General features: G+C 71.7%; 19 protein-coding genes and 1 pseudogene. 10 read left to right on the forward strand and 10 right to left on the reverse strand.

Annotated features, from left to right (window positions below):
• Position 1: 1 nt before the first annotated feature.
• Together AB0L74_RS08075 and AB0L74_RS08080 are read right to left on the reverse strand one after the other, a co-directional pair.
• Positions 2-2,395 carry an HAD-IC family P-type ATPase gene (locus AB0L74_RS08075; RefSeq protein WP_365647100.1) on the reverse strand — a complete coding sequence of 798 codons (2,394 nt, stop codon included), beginning with the start codon at positions 2,393-2,395 and terminating at the stop codon, positions 2-4.
• A gap of 140 nt (positions 2,396-2,535) precedes the next feature.
• Complete coding sequence (locus tag AB0L74_RS08080) at positions 2,536-2,811, reverse strand: DUF2530 domain-containing protein (protein ID WP_365647103.1); 276 nt, start codon at positions 2,809-2,811, stop codon at positions 2,536-2,538.
• Positions 2,812-3,011: 200 nt separating this feature from the next.
• Here AB0L74_RS08080 and AB0L74_RS08085 point away from each other — a divergent pair, with 200 nt between their 5' ends.
• Positions 3,012-4,463, forward strand: a complete 1,452-nt coding sequence (locus tag AB0L74_RS08085; RefSeq protein WP_365647106.1) for an NCS2 family permease — start codon at positions 3,012-3,014, stop codon at positions 4,461-4,463.
• Positions 4,464-4,525: 62 nt separating this feature from the next.
• Here the strand turns inward: AB0L74_RS08085 and AB0L74_RS08090 are convergent, their stop codons facing one another.
• Complete coding sequence (locus tag AB0L74_RS08090; protein WP_365647507.1) at positions 4,526-4,708, reverse strand: ribbon-helix-helix protein, CopG family; 183 nt, start codon at positions 4,706-4,708, stop codon at positions 4,526-4,528.
• A 154-nt stretch (positions 4,709-4,862) separates the two neighbouring features.
• Between AB0L74_RS08090 and AB0L74_RS08095 the strand changes: the two genes are divergently transcribed.
• Entirely contained in the window at positions 4,863-5,300 is a 438-nt protein-coding gene (locus AB0L74_RS08095; protein ID WP_029382077.1) for a MarR family transcriptional regulator, read from the forward strand.
• 26 nt (positions 5,301-5,326) lie between these two features.
• Complete coding sequence (locus AB0L74_RS08100; protein WP_365647109.1) at positions 5,327-6,661, forward strand: MFS transporter; 1,335 nt, start codon at positions 5,327-5,329, stop codon at positions 6,659-6,661.
• 76 nt (positions 6,662-6,737) lie between these two features.
• On the opposite strand, the pseudogene AB0L74_RS08105 reads toward AB0L74_RS08100, so the two are convergent.
• Positions 6,738-7,333: pseudogene (locus AB0L74_RS08105) on the reverse strand (Uma2 family endonuclease).
• A 116-nt stretch (positions 7,334-7,449) separates the two neighbouring features.
• Here AB0L74_RS08105 and thpR point away from each other — a divergent pair.
• Entirely contained in the window at positions 7,450-8,022 is a 573-nt protein-coding gene (gene thpR / locus AB0L74_RS08110) for an RNA 2',3'-cyclic phosphodiesterase (RefSeq protein ID WP_365647112.1), read from the forward strand.
• 158 nt (positions 8,023-8,180) lie between these two features.
• Here thpR and AB0L74_RS08115 read toward each other — a convergent pair whose 3' ends face one another.
• Positions 8,181-9,176: an aldo/keto reductase gene (locus tag AB0L74_RS08115; RefSeq protein ID WP_365647114.1), complete on the reverse strand. Its 996-nt coding sequence runs from the start codon at positions 9,174-9,176 to the stop codon at positions 8,181-8,183.
• A 229-nt stretch (positions 9,177-9,405) separates the two neighbouring features.
• Between AB0L74_RS08115 and AB0L74_RS08120 the strand changes: the two genes are divergently transcribed.
• Positions 9,406-10,182: an aminoglycoside adenylyltransferase family protein gene (locus AB0L74_RS08120; protein ID WP_365647117.1), complete on the forward strand. Its 777-nt coding sequence runs from the start codon at positions 9,406-9,408 to the stop codon at positions 10,180-10,182.
• Here AB0L74_RS08120 and AB0L74_RS08125 read toward each other — a convergent pair.
• Positions 10,170-10,844: a GDSL-type esterase/lipase family protein gene (locus AB0L74_RS08125; protein WP_365647120.1), complete on the reverse strand. Its 675-nt coding sequence runs from the start codon at positions 10,842-10,844 to the stop codon at positions 10,170-10,172. The genes AB0L74_RS08120 and AB0L74_RS08125 overlap by 13 nt on opposite strands.
• An 87-nt stretch (positions 10,845-10,931) precedes the next feature.
• On the opposite strand from AB0L74_RS08125, the gene AB0L74_RS08130 reads away from it, so the two are divergent.
• Complete coding sequence (locus AB0L74_RS08130) at positions 10,932-11,921, forward strand: WD40 repeat domain-containing protein (protein ID WP_365647123.1); 990 nt, start codon at positions 10,932-10,934, stop codon at positions 11,919-11,921.
• An 80-nt stretch (positions 11,922-12,001) separates the two neighbouring features.
• Here the strand turns inward: AB0L74_RS08130 and AB0L74_RS08135 are convergent, their stop codons facing one another.
• Complete coding sequence (locus AB0L74_RS08135; protein ID WP_365647126.1) at positions 12,002-12,472, reverse strand: hypothetical protein; 471 nt, start codon at positions 12,470-12,472, stop codon at positions 12,002-12,004.
• 79 nt (positions 12,473-12,551) lie between these two features.
• Positions 12,552-12,785 carry a DUF397 domain-containing protein gene (locus tag AB0L74_RS08140; RefSeq protein WP_365647129.1) on the reverse strand — a complete coding sequence of 78 codons (234 nt, stop codon included), beginning with the start codon at positions 12,783-12,785 and terminating at the stop codon, positions 12,552-12,554.
• A gap of 197 nt (positions 12,786-12,982) precedes the next feature.
• Here AB0L74_RS08140 and AB0L74_RS08145 point away from each other — a divergent pair, with 197 nt between their 5' ends.
• On the forward strand, positions 12,983-13,750 hold the full coding sequence (locus tag AB0L74_RS08145) for a DUF6879 family protein (protein WP_365647131.1): 768 nt from the start codon (positions 12,983-12,985) through the stop codon (positions 13,748-13,750).
• Positions 13,751-13,769: 19 nt separating this feature from the next.
• Entirely contained in the window at positions 13,770-14,618 is an 849-nt protein-coding gene (locus AB0L74_RS08150) for a helix-turn-helix transcriptional regulator (protein WP_365647134.1), read from the forward strand.
• A 365-nt stretch (positions 14,619-14,983) separates the two neighbouring features.
• On the opposite strand, the gene AB0L74_RS08155 is transcribed toward AB0L74_RS08150, so the two are convergent.
• The gene (locus tag AB0L74_RS08155) at positions 14,984-15,280 is read right to left on the reverse strand and encodes an ATP-binding protein (protein ID WP_365647136.1); all 297 of its coding nucleotides are present in this window, start codon (positions 15,278-15,280) and stop codon (positions 14,984-14,986) included.
• On the opposite strand from AB0L74_RS08155, the gene AB0L74_RS08160 reads away from it, so the two are divergent.
• Entirely contained in the window at positions 15,269-15,838 is a 570-nt protein-coding gene (locus AB0L74_RS08160) for a DUF5753 domain-containing protein (protein ID WP_365647139.1), read from the forward strand. The two genes, AB0L74_RS08155 and AB0L74_RS08160, sit on opposite strands and share 12 nt — an antisense overlap.
• Here the strand turns inward: AB0L74_RS08160 and serC are convergent.
• On the reverse strand, positions 15,817-16,935 hold the full coding sequence (serC, locus tag AB0L74_RS08165; RefSeq protein ID WP_365647142.1) for a phosphoserine transaminase: 1,119 nt from the start codon (positions 16,933-16,935) through the stop codon (positions 15,817-15,819). The genes AB0L74_RS08160 and serC overlap by 22 nt on opposite strands.
• A 141-nt stretch (positions 16,936-17,076) precedes the next feature.
• Between serC and AB0L74_RS08170 the strand changes: the two genes are divergently transcribed.
• Positions 17,077-19,965, forward strand: coding sequence for an FAD-binding and (Fe-S)-binding domain-containing protein (locus tag AB0L74_RS08170; RefSeq protein ID WP_365647145.1), 2,889 nt, complete (start codon positions 17,077-17,079; stop codon positions 19,963-19,965).
• The last annotated feature ends 234 nt before the right edge of the window (positions 19,966-20,199 follow it).

Here is a 20,199-nt window from a genome sequence, read left to right on the forward strand (position 1 = left end):
CTCACGCGGGCACGCGGCGGCCGACCCACCTCCACAGCGCCTCCAGGGCGGCCGCCGCCACCGCCGCGATGCCCACCGCGATCCACGGCATCGTCACGCCCACCAGCTTCAGCGCGAAGAAGTCCTGGAGCCAGGGCACCACCAGCACCACCAGGAACGCCGCGCCCATCGCCGCCACCAGCGCGATCCGCCACCAGGTGTAGGGGCGGGCGATGATCACCAGTACCCACAGGGAGATCAGGAACAGGGTCAGCGTCGCCGCGCTGGTCTCCGCGTCCAGGGCGCCCGGCCCGCGGTAGAAATGCCGCGCCACGAGGTACGTCACGAAGGTGGCCGCCGCGGCCAGCACCCCGCCCGGGATCGCGTACCGCATCACCCGCCGTACGAAGTGGGGCTGGGCCCGCTCCTTGTTGGGGGCCAGGGCCAGGAAGAACGCGGGGACGCCGATGGTCAGCGTCGACAGCAGGGTCAGATGGCGGGGCAGGAAGGGGTACTCCACCTGCCAGCACACCACCAGGATCGCCAGCAGCACCGAGTACACCGTCTTGACCAGGAACAGGGTCGCGACGCGGGTGATGTTGCCGATGACCCGCCTGCCCTCCGCGACCACCGAGGGCAGGGTGGCGAAGCTGTTGTTCAGCAGCACGATCTGGGCGACCGCCCGGGTGGCCTCGGAGCCCGAGCCCATCGCCACCCCGATGTCGGCGTCCTTCAGCGCCAGGACGTCGTTCACCCCGTCACCGGTCATCGCGACCGTGTGCCCGTGGGACTGGAGGGCGCCCACCATGTCCCGCTTCTGCTGCGGGCCGACCCGCCCGAACACCGTGCCCGCGTCGAGCGCGTCCGCCATGCCGTCCCGGTCCGAGGGCAGCCGCCGGGCGTCGACGGTGGCGCCGCTCAGCCCCAGCTTGGCGGCGACCGCCCCGACGGAGACGGCGTTGTCGCCGGAGATGACCTTGGCGGCCACGTTCTGGTCGGCGAAGTAGCGCAGCGTCTCGGCGGCGTCGGGCCGCAGCCGCTGCTCCAGTACCACCAGCGCGGCCGGCTCGGCGCCCTCGGCGACGCGCGGATCGTCCAGGTCCCGGGCGGCGCGGGCGAGCAGCAGCACCCGCAGTCCCCGCTCGTTGAGCCGGTCCGTCTCGGCCAGGGCCGGGTCGTCGTGGGGCAGCAGCACGTCGGGCGCGCCCAGCAGCCACGTACTGGACTCCCCGCCGCCCTCACTGAAGGAGGCGCCGCTGTACTTGCGGGCGGAGGAAAAGGGCAGCGACTCGGTGCAGCGCCACTCCTCGCTGTCCGGGTAGGCGTCGATGATCGCCTGGAGGGAGGCGTTGGGCCGCGGGTCGGACTCGCCGAGCGCGCCCAGCACCTGCCGTACGTACGACTCCTCGGCCCCGTTCAGCAGGCGCAGCTCGGTGACGTCCATGCCACCCTCGGTCAGCGTGCCCGTCTTGTCCAGGCACACCGTGTCGACGCGGGCGAGGCCCTCGATGGCGGGCAGCTCCTGCACCAGGCACTGCTTGCGGCCCAGCCGGATCACGCCGATCGCGAAGGCGACGGAGGTGAGCAGGACCAGCCCTTCCGGCACCATCGGCACGATGCCGCCGACCGTGCGGGCGATGGAGTCCTTCAGATCGTTGTCCTTGACGACGAGCTGGCTGACGATCAGGCCGATCGCGGTCGGGACCATCATCCACGTGACGTACTTGAGGATCGTGGAGATGCCGGAGCGCAGCTCGGAGTGGACGAGGGTGAAGCGCGACGCCTCCTCGGCGAGCTGCGCGGCGTACGCCTCGCGTCCCACCTTGGTCGCCTGGAACGCCCCGCCGCCCGCCACGACGAAGCTCCCGGACATGACCGGGTCCCCCCGGCGCTTGACGACGGGATCGGCCTCACCGGTCAGGAGCGACTCGTCGATCTCCAGCCCGTCGGTCTCGACGCACACCCCGTCGACGACGACCTTGTCCCCGGGCCCGATCTCGAGGACGTCGTCCAGCACGATCTCGGAGGTGCCGATCTCGGCGGCCACCCCGTCCCGGCGCACGGTCGGCCGCACCTCACCGATCAGCGCGAGCGAGTCGAGGGTCTTCTTCGCCCGCCACTCCTGGATGATGCCGATCCCGGTGTTGGCGAGGATCACGAAGCCGAACAGGCTGTCCTGGATCGGCGCGACGATCAGCATGATGATCCACAGCACGCCGATGATCGCGTTGAAGCGGGTGAAGACGTTGGCGCGGACGATGTCGAGGGTGGAGCGGCTGCTGCGCACCGGCACGTCGTTGACCTGCCCGCGCGCCACCCGCTCGGCGACCTGCGCGGCGCTCAGCCCGACCGCCGGCGACGGCGGCGGCACCGGATGCACAGGGTCGAGCTCGGCGCCCGCGTCGATGTGCGTCATGCATTCGACGGTACGTGCGAAGGTGCGCGTTCACCCCCTGAATGCCGGGAAGATCCGACCTGGGGAGGACGGGGGAGGGGGAGAGCATGATGCCGTGGTACCACCCGCAGTACCGGGGCAGGCCCCGCGGCTACCGCGGACTACCGGGGAAGGTCCTTGGACGTCTCCCGGTCGGCCGCCGCCCGCTTGATCGCCGCGTCCCTCCTGCGGACGTACCAGATGCCGATGAGGCCCAGGCCGCCGCCCGCCAGGCAGGTCCACAGCCACCAGGTGTGTCCGTGGTCGGCGAACCAGCCGTAGAACGGCAGCTGCACCAGGAAGAGGACGAACCACACGAGGGTGCCGCCGGTGATGGTGGCGACCACGGGGCCCTCCAGGGGCTCCGGCGCCTCGTGCTTCGGGGTCCACTTCGCCATGGGCACAGCTTACGAGGCCGTTCGGTGCGGACCGGAGGTGACCGGTTCTGCATGGTCCACCACGACGTCCGACGGGTCTACGCGCGGAGATGGCACTTTCGCGGTCGTACGTTCATACTGAAACCGTTTGTCTTTGTCCACTTCCGTTCGTAGAAAACACCAAGAGGCCGTGGGGGAGTCTCCTGGTGATGAGGTCCCGCATGTCCACCTCGGCCACCGCCCAGGTCCCCGCGCCTGATCAGCCGGAGGACCGGCGCCCCCACGGCGCGCTCGACCGTTACTTCAAGATCTCCGAGCGCGGCAGCACGGTCGCCCGTGAGATCCGCGGCGGTCTCGCCACCTTCTTCGCGATGGCCTACATCATCGTGCTGAATCCGATCATCCTCGGCAGCGCGAAGGACATGTACGGCCACCAGCTGGACAACAGCCAGTTGGTCACCGCGACCGCCCTGACCGCGGCGTTCACCACGCTGCTGATGGGTGTCATCGGCAATGTGCCGATCGCGCTCGCCGCCGGTCTCGGTGTGAACTCGGTCGTCGCGCTCCAGCTCGCCCCGCGGATGTCCTGGCCGGACGCCATGGGCATGGTGGTGCTGGCCGGCTTCGTGGTGATGCTGCTGGTCGCCACCGGTCTGCGCGAGCGCGTCATGAACGCCGTGCCCTACGGCCTGCGCAAGGCCATCTCCATCGGCATCGGCCTGTTCATCATGCTGATCGGTCTGGTCGACTCCGGCTTCGTCTCCCGGATGCCGGACGCCGCCCACACCACCGTGCCGCTCCAGCTCGGCGCGGACGGTCACCTCAACGGCTGGCCGGTGCTGGTCTTCGTCCTGGGCGCGCTGCTCACGCTCGCGCTGATCGTGCGCAAGGTGCCCGGCGCCATCCTCATCTCGATCATCGTCATGACGGTCGTGGCCGTCGTCATCCACGCGGTCGCCAAGGTGCCGTCCTGGGGTCTGACCACCCCGAAGTGGCCCGGCAACCCGGTCTCCACCCCGGACTTCGGCCTGGTCGGCCAGGTCAGCCTGTTCGGCGGCTTCGAGAAGGTCGGGGTGCTCACCGGCGTCCTGTTCGTCCTCACCGTCCTGCTGTCCTGCTTCTTCGACGCGATGGGCGTGGTCATGGGCGTCAGCGACGAGGCGAAGCTGACCGACGCCCAGGGCCAGATGCCCGGCATCAACAAGGTGCTGCTCATCGACGGTGTCGCGGTCGCCGCCGGCGGTGCCAGCTCCGCGTCGGCCACCACCTGCTTCGTGGAGTCCACGGCCGGCGTCGGCGAGGGTGCCCGTACCGGGCTGGCGAACGTCGTCACCGGCGGTCTGTTCGCCGTCGCCCTGTTCCTGACGCCGATCGCCACCATGGTCCCGTCCCAGGCGGCCACCCCGGCGCTGCTCGCGGTCGGCTTCCTCATCCTGTCGAACTCGGTCAAGGAGATCGACTGGGCCGACTACACGATCGCCATCCCGGCCTTCGTGACGATGATGATGATGCCGTTCACCTACTCGATCACCAACGGCATCGGCATGGGCTTCATCACCTTCGCGGTGCTGCGCCTGGCGGCCGGGCGGGGCCGTGAGGTCCCGGCGGCGATGTACGTGGTGTCGGCGGTGTTCGCCTTCTACTGGCTGATGCCGGCCCTGGGCCTGACCTGAGGCACGGACGGGAGGGGTTGACGTGAGGGGCTGGCCTGAGGGTCCGGCCCGGGCCGCGGGGGTCAGGTGACCCCGTAGAAGCGCTCCGTCTCCTCGACGGCGGCCTCGAACCGCTCGTCGAAATCGCTGCGGATGAGCGTCCGGACGACATAGTCCTGGACGCTCATCCCTCTTTTGGCCGCGCGGTGCCGGAGCCGTTCGAGCAGCTCCCCGTCTATCCGCAGGCTGAGCACGCTGGTCCCCATGGAGACGAGGGTCGCCTCACACGACCAGGCCACGGGGCGGTTTCCGTTACCGGCTCACTCCTTCGGGTGATACGGGGCCTACGTGTCCGGAGTCACGGGCCGCGGGTACCGCCCCGGCTGGTATTTCGTCAGACTAATGAGTTACGCTAAAGACATGCCGGACCTCACCCATGGCGACGACGCGGCCGCCGTGAACTCCCTGCGCTCCGCCGTGATGCGGCTGTCCCGTCGGCTCAAGCACCAGCGGGTCGACGAGTCGCTCAGCCCCACCGAGATGTCGGTGCTCGGCACCCTGGCCCGCTGCGGCCGGGCCACCCCGGGCGAGCTCGCCCGCAAGGAACACGTCCAGCCGCCGTCGATGACCCGCATCGTGGCGCTGCTGGAAGCCAAGGGACTGGTCCGTCTGGAGCCGCATCCCGAGGACCGGCGCCAGAAGGTCGTGACGCAGACCGAGCAGGCCGAGGCGATGCTCGAGGAGAGCCGCCGCAAGCGGAACGCGTTCCTGGCCTCGCTGGTCGAGGAACTCGACGAGGACGAGTGGGCGTCCCTGCGCGCCGCCGCCCCCGTGCTGGAGAAGCTCGCACACCTGTAACGCGCGATCCAAGGAGGCGAAGCCTTTTGAGTACGGGTCCCGGAGCAGCTTCCGTCCCCGCACCCCCCACCCACGACACCCCCCGCAAGACGTCGATGTTCGCCTCCCTGAAGGTCAGGAACTACCGCCTGTTCTTCCTGGGGCAGGTCGTCTCCAACATCGGTACCTGGATGCAGCGCATCGCCCAGGACTGGCTGGTGCTCTCCCTGACCGGCTCCTCGGCCGCCGTCGGCGTCACCACGGCCCTCCAGTTCCTGCCGATGCTGCTGTTCGGCCTGTACGGCGGCGTCCTCGTCGACCGGCTGCGCAAGCGCCCCGCCCTGCTGGTCACCCAGACGTCGATGGCGCTCACGGCGCTGTTCCTGGCCGTCCTCACCCTCTCCGGCCACGTCCAGGTCTGGCACGTCTACGTCGCCGCCTTCGCGATGGGCCTGGCCACCGTCGTCGACAACCCCGCCCGCCAGTCCTTCGTCGCCGAGCTGGTCGGCCGTGACCAGCTCCAGAACGCGGTCAGCCTGAACTCCGCCAACTTCCAGTCGGCCCGCCTGGTCGGCCCCGCGGTCGCCGGCCTGATGATCACCGGCGTGGGCACCGGCTGGGCGTTCCTCTTCAACGGCCTGTCCTTCGTCGCGCCCCTGACCGGCCTGCTGCTGATGCGCGCCCGTGAGCTGCACGTCGTCGAGCGCGCCCCGCGCGGCAAGGGCCAGCTCCGCGAGGGCCTGCGCTATGTCGCCGGGCGCCCTGAGCTGACCTGGACCATCGTGCTGGTCGGGTTCATCGGAACCTTCGGCTTCAACTTCCCCGTCTTCCTCTCCGCCTTCGCCGACGACGTCTTCCACGCGGGCGCGGGCGAGTACAGCCTCTTCAACACCCTCATGGCCGTCGGCTCGCTCACCGGCGCGCTGCTGGCCGCCCGGCGCGGCAGCGCCCGGCTGCGGGTGCTGATAGCGGCGGCCGTCGCCTTCGGCGTGCTGGAGATCGTGGCCGCGCTCTCGCCGTCGCTGTGGCTGTTCGCGCTGCTGATGGCGCCGATCGGGGTCTTCAGCATGACGGTCAACGTCACCGCGAACACCAGCATCCAGATGGCCACCGACCCGGCCATGCGGGGCCGTGTGATGTCCCTCTACATGATGGTCTTCCTCGGCGGCTCCCCGATCGGCGCGCCGATCGTCGGCTGGATCACCGACACCTACGGCGCCCGGGTCGGCTTCGCCGCCGGCGGCGCCATCGCGGCCACCGCCGCCGTGGTGATCGCGCTGGTCCTGGCCCGGGTCGGCAATCTGCGCCTGTCGGTCGGCTGGGACCACGGCCACCCGAGGGTGCGATTCGAGCGGCGCGAGGAGCTGGCGCCGGCGGCGTGACCCCGTGCCGGGGGCGTGACCCCGTGCCGGGGGCGTGACCCCGTGCCGGGGGCGCGGTCCCGTGCCGGGGGGGGCGTCAGTCGCGGGGGAACTCGCCGGTCTTCAGGACGAGGCCGACCGGGGTGCCGGTGAGGTCGATGTCCTCGCCGAAGCCGAATCGCACGCTGCTGTGGTAGGTGCCGTCCTTCGGCAGGGTGTGCAGATGCCACTCGCCGGTGTACGGTCGACGATCAGGTAGACCGGCACCTCGGCGGCGGCGTAGGCGTCCTTCTTCGGCCCGTAGTCGTTGGCCGCGGTGTTCTTGGAGATCACCTCGGCGACGAATTCGACGTCCTCGTGGCGCCAGTGACCCTTGCCGTCCCGCGTGGCGCCCTCCGCGAGCGCCACCACGTCGGAGGCGAACCCGTTCAGACGCCCCGGGTAGTCGATGCGGACGTCGGACTTCAGGCGGTTGCGGGGGTACGTGGCGCGCAGTTGCTCGTAGATGTCCGCGATGATGTCCCAGTGGGTGTCCCGCTGCGGCGTCATGAAGATGTTCCCCCCGACGATCTCGGCCTTGTATCCCTCGGGGACGGGCATCTTCTCGAGCCACTCGAACATGACGTCCAGCGTGAGCTCGATGCTCTTCTCGGCCATCTCGATCCTGTCTGCGCATTCCGGGAGCACGGTCATCGTGGCGCTCCTCCCCGGCCGCGCCTCGGTGAACGCGCGGCCGCGCGGTACAACGATACGCACGGTGACCGGGACACGCCCGAACCCGGGGGCAGCGGGACGGGCACACTGGCCCCATGAGACTCTTCGCCGCCGTGCTGCCGCCCGACGAGGCGATCCGGGCGCTGGCCGCCGAGGTCGACCGGCTGAAGCGGCTGCCGGGCGCCGACGGGCTGCGCTGGACCGGCCGCCCGGGATGGCACCTCACCCTCGCCTTCTACGGCGAGGTCGACGACACCCTCGTACCGGAGCTGTCGGACCGCCTGGCGCGGGCCGCCCACCGTACCGAGCCCTTCGGGCTGGCCCTGTGCGGCGGCGGCCAGTTCGGCCGGGGCCGCGCCCTGTGGGCGGGGGCGGAGGGCGACCTGCGCACCCTGGCCCTGCTGGCCGACCGGGCCGAGGCGGCCGGGCGCAGGGCGGGCGTGGAGATGGGGGAGCACCGCCGCTACAAGGCCCACCTGACGGTGGCGCGCAGCCGGGAGGCGATCGACCCGCGCCCGTACGTCGACGCCCTCGCGGACTTCTCCAGCCCGCCGTGGACCGTGACGGAGCTGGTCCTGGTCCGCAGCAACCTGCCCGGGTCCGGCACGGCGGGCGAGCGGCCCCGCTACGAGGCGGTCGGCCGCTGGCCGCTCGGCGCGTCCGGTTAGGCTCGAAGCGTGGACCCCAAGACCCGGAACCGGATCATGGCCGGTGTGCTCGTGCTGATGCTCGTGGTGGTGGCGGTGGCGGCGGCCGTCGGATAGCGCCCGGCCGCCGCCCCCACCGCTGCGGCATGCGGCGCATGCGCCATGCCGCATGCCCGGCATTACCAGGCGAACGCCTCCGGCGAGGGCCCCGGCCCGGGGAAGATCTCGTCCAGCCCGGCCAGCAGTTCGCCCGGCAGCTCCAGCTCGACGGCGCGCAGCGCCGAGGCGAGCTGTTCGGCGGTGCGCGGGCCCACGATCGGCCCGGTCACGCCGGGCCGGGTCAGCAGCCAGGCCAGCGCGGCCTCGCCCGGCTCCACCCCGTGCTTGTCGAGCAGGTCCTCGTACGCCTGGACCTGCGCCCGCACCGCGGGGTCGGCGAGCGCTTCGGCGGCCCGTCCGGAGGCCCGCCGGCCGCCCTGGACCTCCTTCTTGAGGACGCCGCCCAGCAGCCCGCCGTGCAGCGGCGACCACGGGATCACGCCGAGGCCGTAGTCCTGCGCGGCCGGGATGACCTCCATCTCGGCGCGGCGCTCGGCGAGGTTGTACAGGCACTGCTCGCTGACCAGGCCGATGGTTCCGCCCCGCCGCGCGGCGATCTCGTTGGCCTGGGCGATCTTGTAGCCGGGGAAGTTGCTGGACCCGGCGTAGAGGATCTTGCCCTGCTGGACGAGGACGTCGACGGCCTGCCAGATCTCCTCGAAGGGGGTGTTCCGGTCGATGTGGTGGAACTGGTACAGGTCGATGTAGTCGGTCTGGAGCCGCTTGAGGCTGGCGTCGACGGCCCGCCGGATGTTCACGGCGGACAGCTTGTCGTGGTTGGGCCAGACCTCGCCGCCGTCCGGGCCCATGTTCCCGTAGACCTTGGTGGCCAGGACGACCTTGTCCCGCCGGCCGCCGCCCCGCGCGAACCAGTTGCCGATGATGGTCTCGGTGCGGCCCTTGTTCTCGCCCCAGCCGTAGACGTTGGCGGTGTCGAAGAAGTTGATGCCGGCGTCCAGCGCCGCGTCCATGATCGCGTGGCTGTCCGCCTCGTCGGTCTGCGGACCGAAGTTCATCGTCCCGAGGACGAGCCGGCTGACCTTGAGTCCTGTGCGTCCGAGCTGCGTGTACTTCATGGTCCACCAGCCAACGACTTGGAGTGCGCTCTAGGCAAGCGTGCTCTCGCCCCCGGACGCGGCGAGGGGGCGGCTCGGTCGCGGGGGAACCGGGCGGTCCTCAGGGTGAGGTCGAGGGCGGTGCCGGTGAGGTCCACGTCCTCGCCGAAGACGACCGACGGGTACGGCCGCGCCGTACAACGATACGCACGGGGACCCGGACACGGAGAGGAACGGAGAGGACACGCGGATGACAGAACACGGCCCCGGGCCCATTCCCGGCCCCGACCCCGGAACCGTCGTCCGGATCGTGCGCCGCCACCTCGGGGGCAACGTCCTGGGCGCCTATCTGCACGGCTCCGCCACCCTCGGCGGCCTGCGCCCGCACAGCGACGTCGACGTCCTGGCCGTCGTACGGGACCGCACGACGTACGCGCAACGCCGGGACCTCACCCGGCAGTTGATGGACGTCTCCGGGGGTGCGGGGCAGCGTCCGGTCGAGCTGATCGTCGTGGTGGAGGGGGAGGTGCGGCCGTGGCGCCATCCGCCGGTCCGCGAGTACCTGTACGGCGAGTGGCTGCGGGACGGCTTCGAGCGGGGCCTGGTGCCCGGCCCCGAGCCCGACCCGGACCTCGCGCCCTTGCTCACCATGGTGCTGCGCGCCGACGCCCCGCTGTACGGCCCGCCCCCCGCCGAACTGCTCGACCCCGTCCCGCACGACGACCTGAGGCGGGCGATCGTCGCCGGGGTGCCGGAGCTGATGCGCGAACTGGGGCCGGACACCCGCAACGTCCTGCTCACCCTGGCCCGGATCTGGAGCACGCTCGCCACGGGGGAGATCCGGTCCAAGGACGCGGCGGCCGGCTGGGCGCTCGCCCGGACGCCGGCCCGGCACCGGCCGGTCCTCGCCCGGGCGCGGGCCGTCTACCTCGGCGAGGCGGAGGAGCGCTGGGACGACCTGCTGCCCGGCGTCCGGCCGTGCGCCGACTTCCTGGCCGCGCGGATCGCCGAGGACTACGCCTCGTAGGGGGCGCCCAGGCCCCACGCCTCGTGCATCGCGTCCGCGAACGCCGCCGCGATCTTGTGCTCGCCGCTCTCGCCCGGGTGGGTGCCGTCGTAGGTGTCGGTGTGGATGTCGTACGACGGCGGGGGCGGGGCCAGCAGCAGGGGAGAGGCGTGCTCGTCCAGGTCGGCGGCCGTCTTGGCCAGCAGTTCGTTGAACCGGGCGACTTGGGCGGCGAAGGGGGCGTCGTGCTCGGCCCGGATGTTGGGGGTGACGGGGAGCAGGACCATGCGGACGCGCGGCTTGGCCGCGCGGGCGGCGGCGACGAAGGCGCGTACGTTGTCCGCCGTCTGTTCCGCGTCGGTGTAGAAGCCGAGGTCGATCAGGCCGAGGGAGACCAGCAGCACGTCCGCCCGGTGGGCGCGGACCGCCTCGCCGATCAGCGGGGCCAGGTGGATCCAGCCCTCGCCCCAGCCGGCCAGGTGGCCCCGGGGGAAGTCCGGGTCGGCGTACGCGTACGAGACGGGGGCCTCGGCCTCCTTGTCGTACAGCGTCTCGCGCGGGCCGACGAGCGTGAACGGGCCGCCGTACGTCGCGCACAGGTGCTGCCACAGGCGGTAGCGCCAGGTGTGCTCCCCCGCGCTCCCGATCGTCATGGAGTCACCGACGGGCATGAACCTGAGCATCCGGTCATCATGGACGATTCAGCGGGCGTCCGCGATGTGAGCCCGGACACCTCCGTGAACGCCCGTACGCGGTGGCAGGCTTGGGGCATGCGCCGACCCTTCGCCCTCCTCGCCGCCGCCCTGCTCGCGGGCGCGTCCGCCGCGCCCGCCTCCGCCGCCGGCGGGGACGAGGGGTTCACGATCGAGGATCCGCGCGTCACCGAGTCAAGCGGCCTGGCCGCCTCCCGGCTGCACCCCGGGATCTTCTGGACGCACAACGACAGCGACGACGGGCCGTATCTCTACGCCGTGGACGGCGCGACGGGGAAGACCGTCGCCCGGGTCACCCTGACCGGCATCGGCACCCCCCGGGACGTCGAGGCGATCTCCATCGGGCCCGGCAACCGCCTCTTCGTCGGCGACATCGGGGACAACTTCGGCGGCCGGTGGCCGCATGTGTGGATCTACGAGCTGCCCGAACCGAAGGAGCTGCGGGACCAGACGGTGCGGGCCACCCAGTACGTCGTGACGTACGCGGACGGGCCGCGCGACGCCGAGTCGCTCGTCGTGCACCCGAAGACCGGGCGCGCCTACATCGTCGACAAGAAGGAGGACGGCGGGCACCTCTACGAGGGGCCGGCCGAGCTGTCCGCCTCGGACACCAACGTCTTCCGCCCGGTCGCCCCCGTCGACCTGTGGGCCACCGACGCCGCGCTCTCCCCCGACGGGGAGCGGCTCGCCGTGCGCGGGTACTTCGGCGGGATCTGGTACGCCTGGAACGGCGGGCGGATCGAGCGGAAGGGGCGGCTCGGCGTGCCGCTCCAGCGGCAGGGGGAGTCCGTGACCTACTCCGCCGACGGGACGAAGCTGCTCTACGGCAGCGAGGGCCAGGGCAGCGAGGTGCGGGCGGAGGACGCGCCGGGCGGGGGCGGGGGGTCCGGGAAGCCGTCGGCCGGGGCGAGTGCGACCGGTTCCGGAGCGGAGGCGGGCGAGGGCGGCGGCACGGGCGGCATCAGCGGCACGGGCAAGGCGGCCCTCGCCGTGGCGGTGGCCCTGGCCGCGCTGTACGGGCTACGCCGGGTGTTCCGGCGGGGCTGACCCGGGCCGCTCCCGCTCCGCGCGGCGGGCCGCCACCAGGACCTCCAGGCCGTCCCTGAGTCGCGGACAGGATCGATCCCTCAGGGCCCCAGCGGACACGCGAGGGCGGGCCGGTCCCGGTTGGGGGAGCAGGTCACCAGGGCCAGGGAGAGGAACGCGGGGCGTTCCAGGTAGAAGCCGAGCGATACGTCGCCGCCCGCCGCCAGCCGCTCGGCGGCGGCGGTGACGTGCGCGGCCAGGCGACCGGTGTCGCGCTGCGCCCCGGACGCGAACCGGGGCGCGTACGCGGCCAGCCGCTCCCCGAGCCAGGCCGTCGCGTTCTTCGCCTCGTCCCAGGTGCCCTGGATCAGGGAACGCGGCTTAACTAGCCAGTACGCCGTCTCCAGCGGGGGCAGTTCCGACGTGGGGAACGCCCCGGCCACCTCGCGGTATCGCGCGGTCAGCTCGGGCCGGCTGCCGGGCGGGGGCGGCTCGGGGTGGGGCGGCCGGCGCAGGGCTTCCCGGTCGAAGCGGTCCTTGGGGCCGGTCCAGAGGTAGGCGTGGTGGTGCACGGGCGCGTCCAGTTCGCCGGGGTGGGCCGGTCCCGGCCGGGTCCGTGCCTGACCGGGACCAGTGGGAGGAGGGACCGGCTCAGACGGGCAGCCCGAACCTGGCCGGGTCGATCCCGGCCACGGCCAGCTCCTCCGTGCTGAACCGCAGCGGCTCCAAGTCGGGCCGCTTGCTGTCACCGAGGGCCCAGGCGTCCTGGCCGATCCGGGCGAGGACCAGGCACGACTCGCCGTCCGGGTGGGTGTTGCCCCCGCACGCCGTCACGAACGAGACGCCGCTGAGGTCGAGGGCGTACAGGTCGTTTCCGTTCACCATGGGTGGCACCTTCCTGCTCCGCTGCGGGAGCCCAGTGGGTGTGGTTCCGAGGGGTGACCGTAGGGCGGTGGCGTGGAGCAAGGAGCAGAATATTCTTCGTTATTCTCACGTGGTCACTCTGGATGCATGGACATTCACCCGTCGTCACCGAAATGCTGGGCGTACGAACATCGTCCACACCCAGGGGGTGGTTGAGCATGGTGCGTAGGCTGCGATTCAACGGGACCGGAAGCGACGGTGACGGGTGTCCGGCTGTGCATGAGGATGTGGACAGCGGAGAGGTGATCGTGCATGGTCCTCCGCTGACCGACGCCCAGGACGTGGCGCAGCTCCAGCACCTCTCGGAAGGAGAGGTCGCGGTCGTGGTGCCGCGTGAGTTGCTGGTGGACTGGGCGCCGAAGGAGCGGACGCGGCAGATCCGGACGATCGGTCTGGAGGAGTTCAGCGGTCTCTTCGGCAAGTTCGAGCACACTGCATGGCGTTTGGAGACCCGACGGCGGTACGCGAGCGATGAGGCCAGTGACCGCTGGGAGCGGTTCATCGAGACCGGGAGCGTCGTCGAGGACTGGCCCGAAGGCGCGCCGGTCAACTCGTTCCGTAACACGATCCGTGCGCAGACCGCGCTGGGCAAGCGCGTTGAGCGGGTGCGTATCGTCGACCAGCCGCCGACCACCGGGCAGCGCTACCTCCTCGACGGCGCCCGGTGGAACATCGCTTCCGGCGAGGACATCCGCAACCTGTGGCGCGCCGACGCGAACCGGCTGCGGCTCCCCGCTGAGGACTTCTGGTTGTTCGACAGCCGCCTCATCGCGCTTCTGCGGTTCGACGACGACGATCAGCTCACCCACGTGGACCTGATCACGGAACCGGCGGAGGTGGTGCGTTGCGCCATGATCCGGGATGCTGCTTGGCATTACGCCGTACCGTGGAAGCAGTTCACGGCGGAGATGCAGAGCAACACGTAAGGGCGAGTACGGGTGGCCGGTGAGTACGGACTATCAGAGGGCACGTGAGGAACTGGGCCGTAGGCTCAGGGAATTGCGCATCACAAGCCCTGATGGCCGGCTCACCGGCAGCCAGATCGCTCAGCGGCTGGGGTGGCCGCAGTCGAAGGTCAGCAAGCTGGAGAACGGCAGGCAGACACCCACGGACGACGACCTTCGGGCGTGGGCCGGGGCTGTGGGGCAGCCTGCCGTGTTCCCGGAACTTCGTGCACGCCTGAAGGGCTTCGAGAGCCACATTCGTTCCTGGCGACGTCAGCTCGCGGCCGGACACGCTCCCGTCCAGGAGACCTGGAACACTCTCGTGGCCAACACCACGACCGTGCACGCGCTGAGCAATGCCGCTGTCAACGGCATGCTCCAGACGGCTGACTACGCCAGGCACCTCTTCGAAAGACACGCCGCGCTGCGGAAATCACCGAGGGACGCCGAAGCCGCGGTGCGGACCCGCCTGAAGCGACAGGAGTGGTTGTACCGGCCGGGCAGACGGTTGAACGTGCTCATGCCTGAGAGCGTGTTGTGGGGGCGAATCTGTCCACCGGAGACATTGGCCGCTCAGCTCGACCGCCTGCTCGGTGTGGTGGGTATGGACACCGTGAACCTCGGAATCCTGCCGTTGGACGGCACGCTGCCGCTCGCGATGGGCAACTCGTTCAATGTGCTGGATGATCGCCTGGTCGTGGTCGAGGACTGGCACGCCGAACTCTGGCTGGACGACGCGGAAACGATCGCCCTCTACCGTCGGGTCTGGGACACCTTCGCGGAGTCGGCCGTCTTCGGCGCTGAGGCTCAGCAGGTGATCGCCCGCGTGCGGCGGAGCATCAAGGTCTGAGGACGTAGGGTCGTACGACGTCATCGGAGGTCTCCCATTGGGGAGCCGGTGCCGGGGACGGCGACTGCCAGCACTTCCTCGTCACGGGGAAACGGGAGCCAGCGGGCGGCGGCGCGGGAGCGCTTGAACCAGCGGCGCCACCGGGCGTCGTAGGGTCTCGGTTCACGTACGGCCCGGAACACCGGTCGCCTCCGCAGAGGTGAGCGTGAACCGGGCCCACACGGTCTTGGTGTATGGCCCCTGCCGGTGCCCCCACGCGTCGGCCAGCGCTTCCACCAGCGCGAGTCCGCGCCCGCCCTCCTCGTCGGGGCCGGGATGGCGAGGCCGGGGAAGCCGGTCCCGGTCGGGGTCCGAGACCTCCAGGATTAGCTCCCGGCCGCAGAGGATGAGCGTGACCCGGCCCGGGCGTGGGAGATCCGGCAGTGGCTCACGGCGTTGGTGACGAGTTCGTTCGCCGACAGGACCGCCCGGTCTGCCAGGTCATCGGTGATGCCCCGGTCCGCGAGCGCCTTGCGGACGTAGTGCCGAGCCGCCGGTACGTGCTGGCGGCGGGTGGGGATGCGGACGTCACCGCGCGTGTCATCGAGGTACGGCTGCTGCTGGACGCGTACGGCGTCGATGACCCGGGAGTACGAGCCAAGCTGGAGGAGTTGGCCAAGCACTCCAAAAAGCGCGGCTGGTGGCTCGAACACGCCGAACATCTGCGGCCGGACTACTTGGATCACATTGCGCTGGAGGATGACGCGACGTACATCCGCCAGTGGCAGCCCGTATTGGTGCCCGGACTGCTGCAAACTCCGGCCTACGCTCGGGCGGTCATCACCGGAGGGCCCGACTACATCGCTCCGGAAGTGGTCGCCCAACTGGTGAATGTGCGGGAAGGTCGGCAGACGAAGATCCAGGAAGGCGGGACGCCGTACACCGCCATCCTTGGGGAAATGGTGGTGGCGCAGCCGCTGGTGAGCGGCGACATTCACCGAGAGCAGTTGGCTGCCATCCTTGAGGTTGCGCAGCGCAAGAACGTCACCGTGCAAGTGCTGGGTTCGGAGTCGAAGCTGAAGGAGGAGAAGCCGGCGGTCGTGGCTGCCAAGGTTCCCGCGCTGAACGGGACGTCCGGCAGTTCTGAGCGTCAGGGTCACAGGAAGGGCGCCCGGCGGATGATCCGCCGGGCGCCCCTTCGTCGTCGTGCGGCGATGAGCTACAGCTTCTCGATCACGTAGTCGATGCACTTCGTCAGCGCCTCGACGTCCGCCGGGTCGATGGCCGGGAACATCGCGACGCGCAGCTGGTTGCGGCCCAGCTTGCGGTACGGCTCGGTGTCGACGATGCCGTTGGCGCGCAGGACCTTGGCGACGGCGGCGGCGTCCACCTCGTCCGTGAAGTCGATCGTGCCGATGACCTGCGAGCGCTTGGCCGGGTCGGTGACGAAGGGGCTGGCGAACTTCACGTCCTCGGCCCAGCCGTACAGGGTGCGCGCGGAGGTCGCCGTGCGGCGGACGGACCAGTCCAGGCCGCCCTGGCCGTTGAGCCACTTCAGCTGCTCGTCGAGGAGGAAGAGCGTGGCGAGGGCCGGGGTGTTGTACGTCTGGTTCTTGCGGGAGTTGTCGATCGCCGTGGGGAGCGAGAAGAACTCCGGGACGTGGCGGCCGGAGGCGTGGATCCGCTCGGCGCGCTCGATGGCGGCAGGGGAGAAGACGCCGATCCACAGGCCGCCGTCGGAGGCGAAGGACTTCTGCGGGGCGAAGTAGTAGACGTCGGTCTCGGCGATGTCGACCGGCAGACCGCCCGCGCCCGAGGTGGCGTCGACCAGGACGAGAGCGCCCTCGTCGGCGCCGGCCACGCGCTTGACCGGCATGGCGACGCCGGTGGAGGTCTCGTTGTGGGTCAGCGCGTAGACGTCGACGCCCGCCTCGGCGCGCGCCTGAGGGTGCGTGCCCGGGTCGGCGGAGACGACGGTGGGCTCGGCAAGCCACGGCGCCAGCTTGGCGGCCTTGGCGAACTTCGAGCTGAACTCGCCGAAGCTGAGGTGCTGCGACTTGTTCTCGATCAGGCCGTGGGTCGCGACGTCCCAGAACGCGGTGGAGCCGCCGTTGCCGAGGACCACCTCGTAGCCGTCGGGGAGCTGGAACAGCTCGCGGATGCCCTCGCGCACGCTGCCGACCAGGTTCTTGACCGGGGCCTGGCGGTGGGAGGTGCCCATCAGGGATGTGCCGGTGGCGGCCAGCGCCTGCAGCGCTTCCGTCCGCACTTTGGAGGGACCCGCGCCGAACCGACCGTCCGCGGGCTTGATGTCAGCAGGAATCTGGATCTCAGCCACGAGCGGAGCGTATCGGGTCGGAGAAACCGCACGGAAACGTGTCCGTTCGATGAGACGAGTTCTCCGCCGTGTGGACTTGTGAAGATCTACAACGCCATCGGAGTCATCGTCACTGTCAGTGGTCGGATGCATCCTGGACGCATGACCGAACTGGAGGCAGCACTGCGCGGGGCCGTCCGGGGCGAGGTCGCCTTCGACGTCGCCTCCCGGGCGCTGACGACGATGGACGCGTCCAACTACCGGCGGGTCCCGCTGGGGGTGGTCGCGCCGCGCGACGCCGACGACGTGGCGGCGGCGCTGGAGGTGTGCCGGGCACACGGGGTGCCGGTGGTGGCGCGGGGCGGGGGTACGTCGATCGCGGGGCAGGCCACGGGCACGGGGGTGGTCCTGGACTTCACCCGGCACATGAACCGGGTGGTGTCGCTCGACGCGGAGGCGCGCACGGCCGTCGTCCAGCCGGGGGTGGTCCTGGACCGGCTCCAGGAGGCCGCCGCGCCGCACGGGCTGCGCTTCGGGCCCGATCCCTCCACCCACAGCCGGTGCACCCTCGGCGGGATGATCGGCAACAACTCCTGCGGCTCCCACTCGGTGGCCTGGGGCACGACGGCGGACAACGTGCGGGAGCTGACGGTGCTCACCGCGCGCGGGGCGCGGCTGCGGCCGGGGCGTGGCTGGGCCGGGGCGCCTCAGGGGCTGCGAGAGCTGGTGGACGGTGACCTGGCGCGGCTGCGCACCGGCTTCCCCGAGCTGCCCCGCCGTATCTCCGGGTACGCGCTGGACGCGCTGCTGCCGGAGCGGGGCGCGGACGTCGCCCGTTCCTTCTGCGGCTCCGAGGGCACCCTCGGGGTGCTGACGGAGGCGGTCGTGCGGCTGGTCGAGGCCCCGCGCGCGCGGGCGCTGGCGGTGCTGGGGTACGGCGACGAGAGCGCGGCGGCCGAGGCGGCGGCCGGGTTGCTGCCGCTGGAGCCGCTGACGGTGGAGGGCATGGCGGCCGATCTGGTGCCGTCGGCGGCCGGGCTGCCGCGCGGCGGGGCCTGGCTGTTCGTGGAGACGGGCGGGGAGACGGCCGGGGAGGCCCGCGCGCGGGCGCAGGCCGTGGTGCGGGCGGCCGGTGTCGTCGACTCGCTCGTGGTCACCGACCCCGGGGAGCAGCGGGCGCTGTGGCGGATCCGGGAGGACGCCGCCGGTACGGCGACGCGTATGCCGGACGGTTCCGAGGCCTGGCCGGGCTGGGAGGACTGCGCGGTGCCGCCCGCCCGGCTCGGCGCGTACCTGCGCGACTTCCGGGGCCTGCTCGCCGCCCACGGCCTGCGGGGGACGCCGTACGGGCACTTCGGGGACGGCTGCATCCACGTCCGTATCGACTTCGACCTGCTGACCGAGGCGGGGATCGGCCGTTTCCGGAGCTTCTCGGAGGAGCTCGCCGAGCTGGTGGTGGCGCACGGCGGCTCGCTGTCCGGGGAGCACGGCGACGGGCAGGCGCGGGCCGAGCTGCTGCCGCGGATGTACGGCGCCGGGATGGTCGCCCTGTTCGAGCGGGCCAAGGGCGTCTGGGACCCGGACGACCTGCTCAACCCCGGGATGCTGGTGCGTCCCGCGCCGCTCGACACCGGACTGCGCTTCTCGGTCCTGCCGCGCGAGCCGGTCGACGTCGCCTTCGGCTACCCGGCCGACGGCGGTGACTTCTCCGCGGCGGTCCGCCGCTGCGTCGGCGTCGCCAAGTGCCGTACGGCGTCGGTGTCCGGGCCCGCCGTCATGTGCCCGTCCTTCCGGGTGACGGGCGAGGAGGCGCACTCCACGCGCGGGCGGGCCCGGCTGCTGCACGAGATGCTGGCCGGGGAGCTGGTCACCGACGGATGGCGGTCGGCGGAGGTGCGGGACGCGCTCGATCTGTGCCTGTCCTGCAAGGGGTGCCGGTCGGACTGCCCGGCCGGGGTCGACATGGCCACCTACAAGGCGGAGTTCCTGCACCACCACTACGCCGGGCGCCGCCGCCCCGCCGCGCACTACGTGATGGGATGGCTGCCGCTGTGGCTGCGGTGGGCGGCTCGTACGCGCACGGGGCCGGTGGCCGGCGCGCTGGCCTCCGTGCGCCCGCTGGCCGCGGTGGCCAAGCGGCTCGGCGGCATCGCGGCCGAACGGGAGATTCCGCGGCCGGCGGGGGAGACCTTCAGCCGGTGGTGGCGCCGGCGCGGGGCGGCGGGCGGCCAGGGCCCCGGAGAGCTGGTCGTGCTGTGGCCCGACACGTTCACCGAGCATCTGTCGCCGTCCGTGGGCCGGGCCGCCGTGCGGGTGCTGCGGGCGGCCGGGCTGCGGGTGGTGCTGCCGCCGACGCTGCGGACGCGCGGCCGGGGCGTCGGGGACGGCGCGTCCCGGTCGGCGGCCGGTCTGCTGACGGCCCGCCGGGGCCGGGTCTGCTGCGGGCTGACGTACGTCTCCACGGGCCAGCTGGACCGGGCCCGCGCGGTCATGCGCCGCACCCTCGACCTGATGGAGCCGGTGCTGGACGCCGGCGCCCCCGTCGTCGTCCTGGAGCCGAGCTGCGCCGCCGCCCTGCGCACCGACCTGCCGGAGCTGCTGCCGGACGACCCGCGGGCCGCCCGCCTCGCCGCCCGGGTCCTCACCTTCGCCGAGGCGCTCGAGCGCCACGCCCCCGGCTGGGCGCCGCCGACCGTCGGCCGTCCCGTCACCGGCCAGACCCACTGCCACCAGCACGCGGTCCTCGGCGACGCGGCCGACCGCCGCCTGCGCGCTGCCGCGGGGCTGACCGGCGAGCTGAGCGGCGGCTGCTGCGGTCTCGCCGGGAACTTCGGCTTCGAGCGGGGCCACTTCGCGGTGTCGGCCGCCTGCGCGGAGGAGCGGTTGCTGCCCGCGGTGCGCGGCGCTCCGGACGGGGCGGTGGTCCTCGCCGACGGCTTCTCCTGCCGGACCCAGCTGGAGCAGCTTGCCGGGGTGCGGGGGCGGCACCTGGCGGAGGTGCTGGCGGAGGCGCTGGAGCGCGGGGAGCGGGACGATGGGGAGCGGGGCTGAGGGCGGTCGGCGCCGTGCGGCGCGCTCGTCTCCCCGCACGGCCGGGGAATGTCCGTTGACAGGTGCCCGGCCCGGCCATGACAGTGGCATAAGAGGTGTACGCACCTGTCCGAGTCCAGTGGTATGGACTAGGCAGTACAGTGAGATGAACGTACGGCCGTCGTGCGGGCCCAAGAGGCCGTCACGACGGCCGCCCCGTCGGAACCACAGCCACAGCCACCAGCCCCGGAAGGT

The organism is Streptomyces sp. NPDC052020 (assembly GCF_040680575.1).
GTDB lineage: Bacteria > Actinomycetota > Actinomycetes > Streptomycetales > Streptomycetaceae > Streptomyces.

Coding starts and splice junctions, on each gene's coding strand:
- AB0L74_RS08075 (WP_365647100.1), bottom strand. CDS start 2,395: ATGACGCACATCGACGCGGGCGCCGAGCTCGACCCTGTGCATCCGGTG.
- AB0L74_RS08080 (WP_365647103.1), bottom strand. CDS start 2,811: ATGGCGAAGTGGACCCCGAAGCACGAGGCGCCGGAGCCCCTGGAGGGC.
- AB0L74_RS08085 (WP_365647106.1), top strand. CDS start 3,012: ATGTCCACCTCGGCCACCGCCCAGGTCCCCGCGCCTGATCAGCCGGAG.
- AB0L74_RS08090 (WP_365647507.1), bottom strand. CDS start 4,708: ATGGGGACCAGCGTGCTCAGCCTGCGGATAGACGGGGAGCTGCTCGAA.
- AB0L74_RS08095 (WP_029382077.1), top strand. CDS start 4,863: ATGCCGGACCTCACCCATGGCGACGACGCGGCCGCCGTGAACTCCCTG.
- thpR (WP_365647112.1), top strand. CDS start 7,450: ATGAGACTCTTCGCCGCCGTGCTGCCGCCCGACGAGGCGATCCGGGCG.
- AB0L74_RS08115 (WP_365647114.1), bottom strand. CDS start 9,176: ATGAAGTACACGCAGCTCGGACGCACAGGACTCAAGGTCAGCCGGCTC.
- AB0L74_RS08120 (WP_365647117.1), top strand. CDS start 9,406: ATGACAGAACACGGCCCCGGGCCCATTCCCGGCCCCGACCCCGGAACC.
- AB0L74_RS08125 (WP_365647120.1), bottom strand. CDS start 10,844: ATGCTCAGGTTCATGCCCGTCGGTGACTCCATGACGATCGGGAGCGCG.
- AB0L74_RS08130 (WP_365647123.1), top strand. CDS start 10,932: ATGCGCCGACCCTTCGCCCTCCTCGCCGCCGCCCTGCTCGCGGGCGCG.
- AB0L74_RS08140 (WP_365647129.1), bottom strand. CDS start 12,785: ATGGTGAACGGAAACGACCTGTACGCCCTCGACCTCAGCGGCGTCTCG.
- AB0L74_RS08145 (WP_365647131.1), top strand. CDS start 12,983: ATGGTGCGTAGGCTGCGATTCAACGGGACCGGAAGCGACGGTGACGGG.
- AB0L74_RS08170 (WP_365647145.1), top strand. CDS start 17,077: ATGACCGAACTGGAGGCAGCACTGCGCGGGGCCGTCCGGGGCGAGGTC.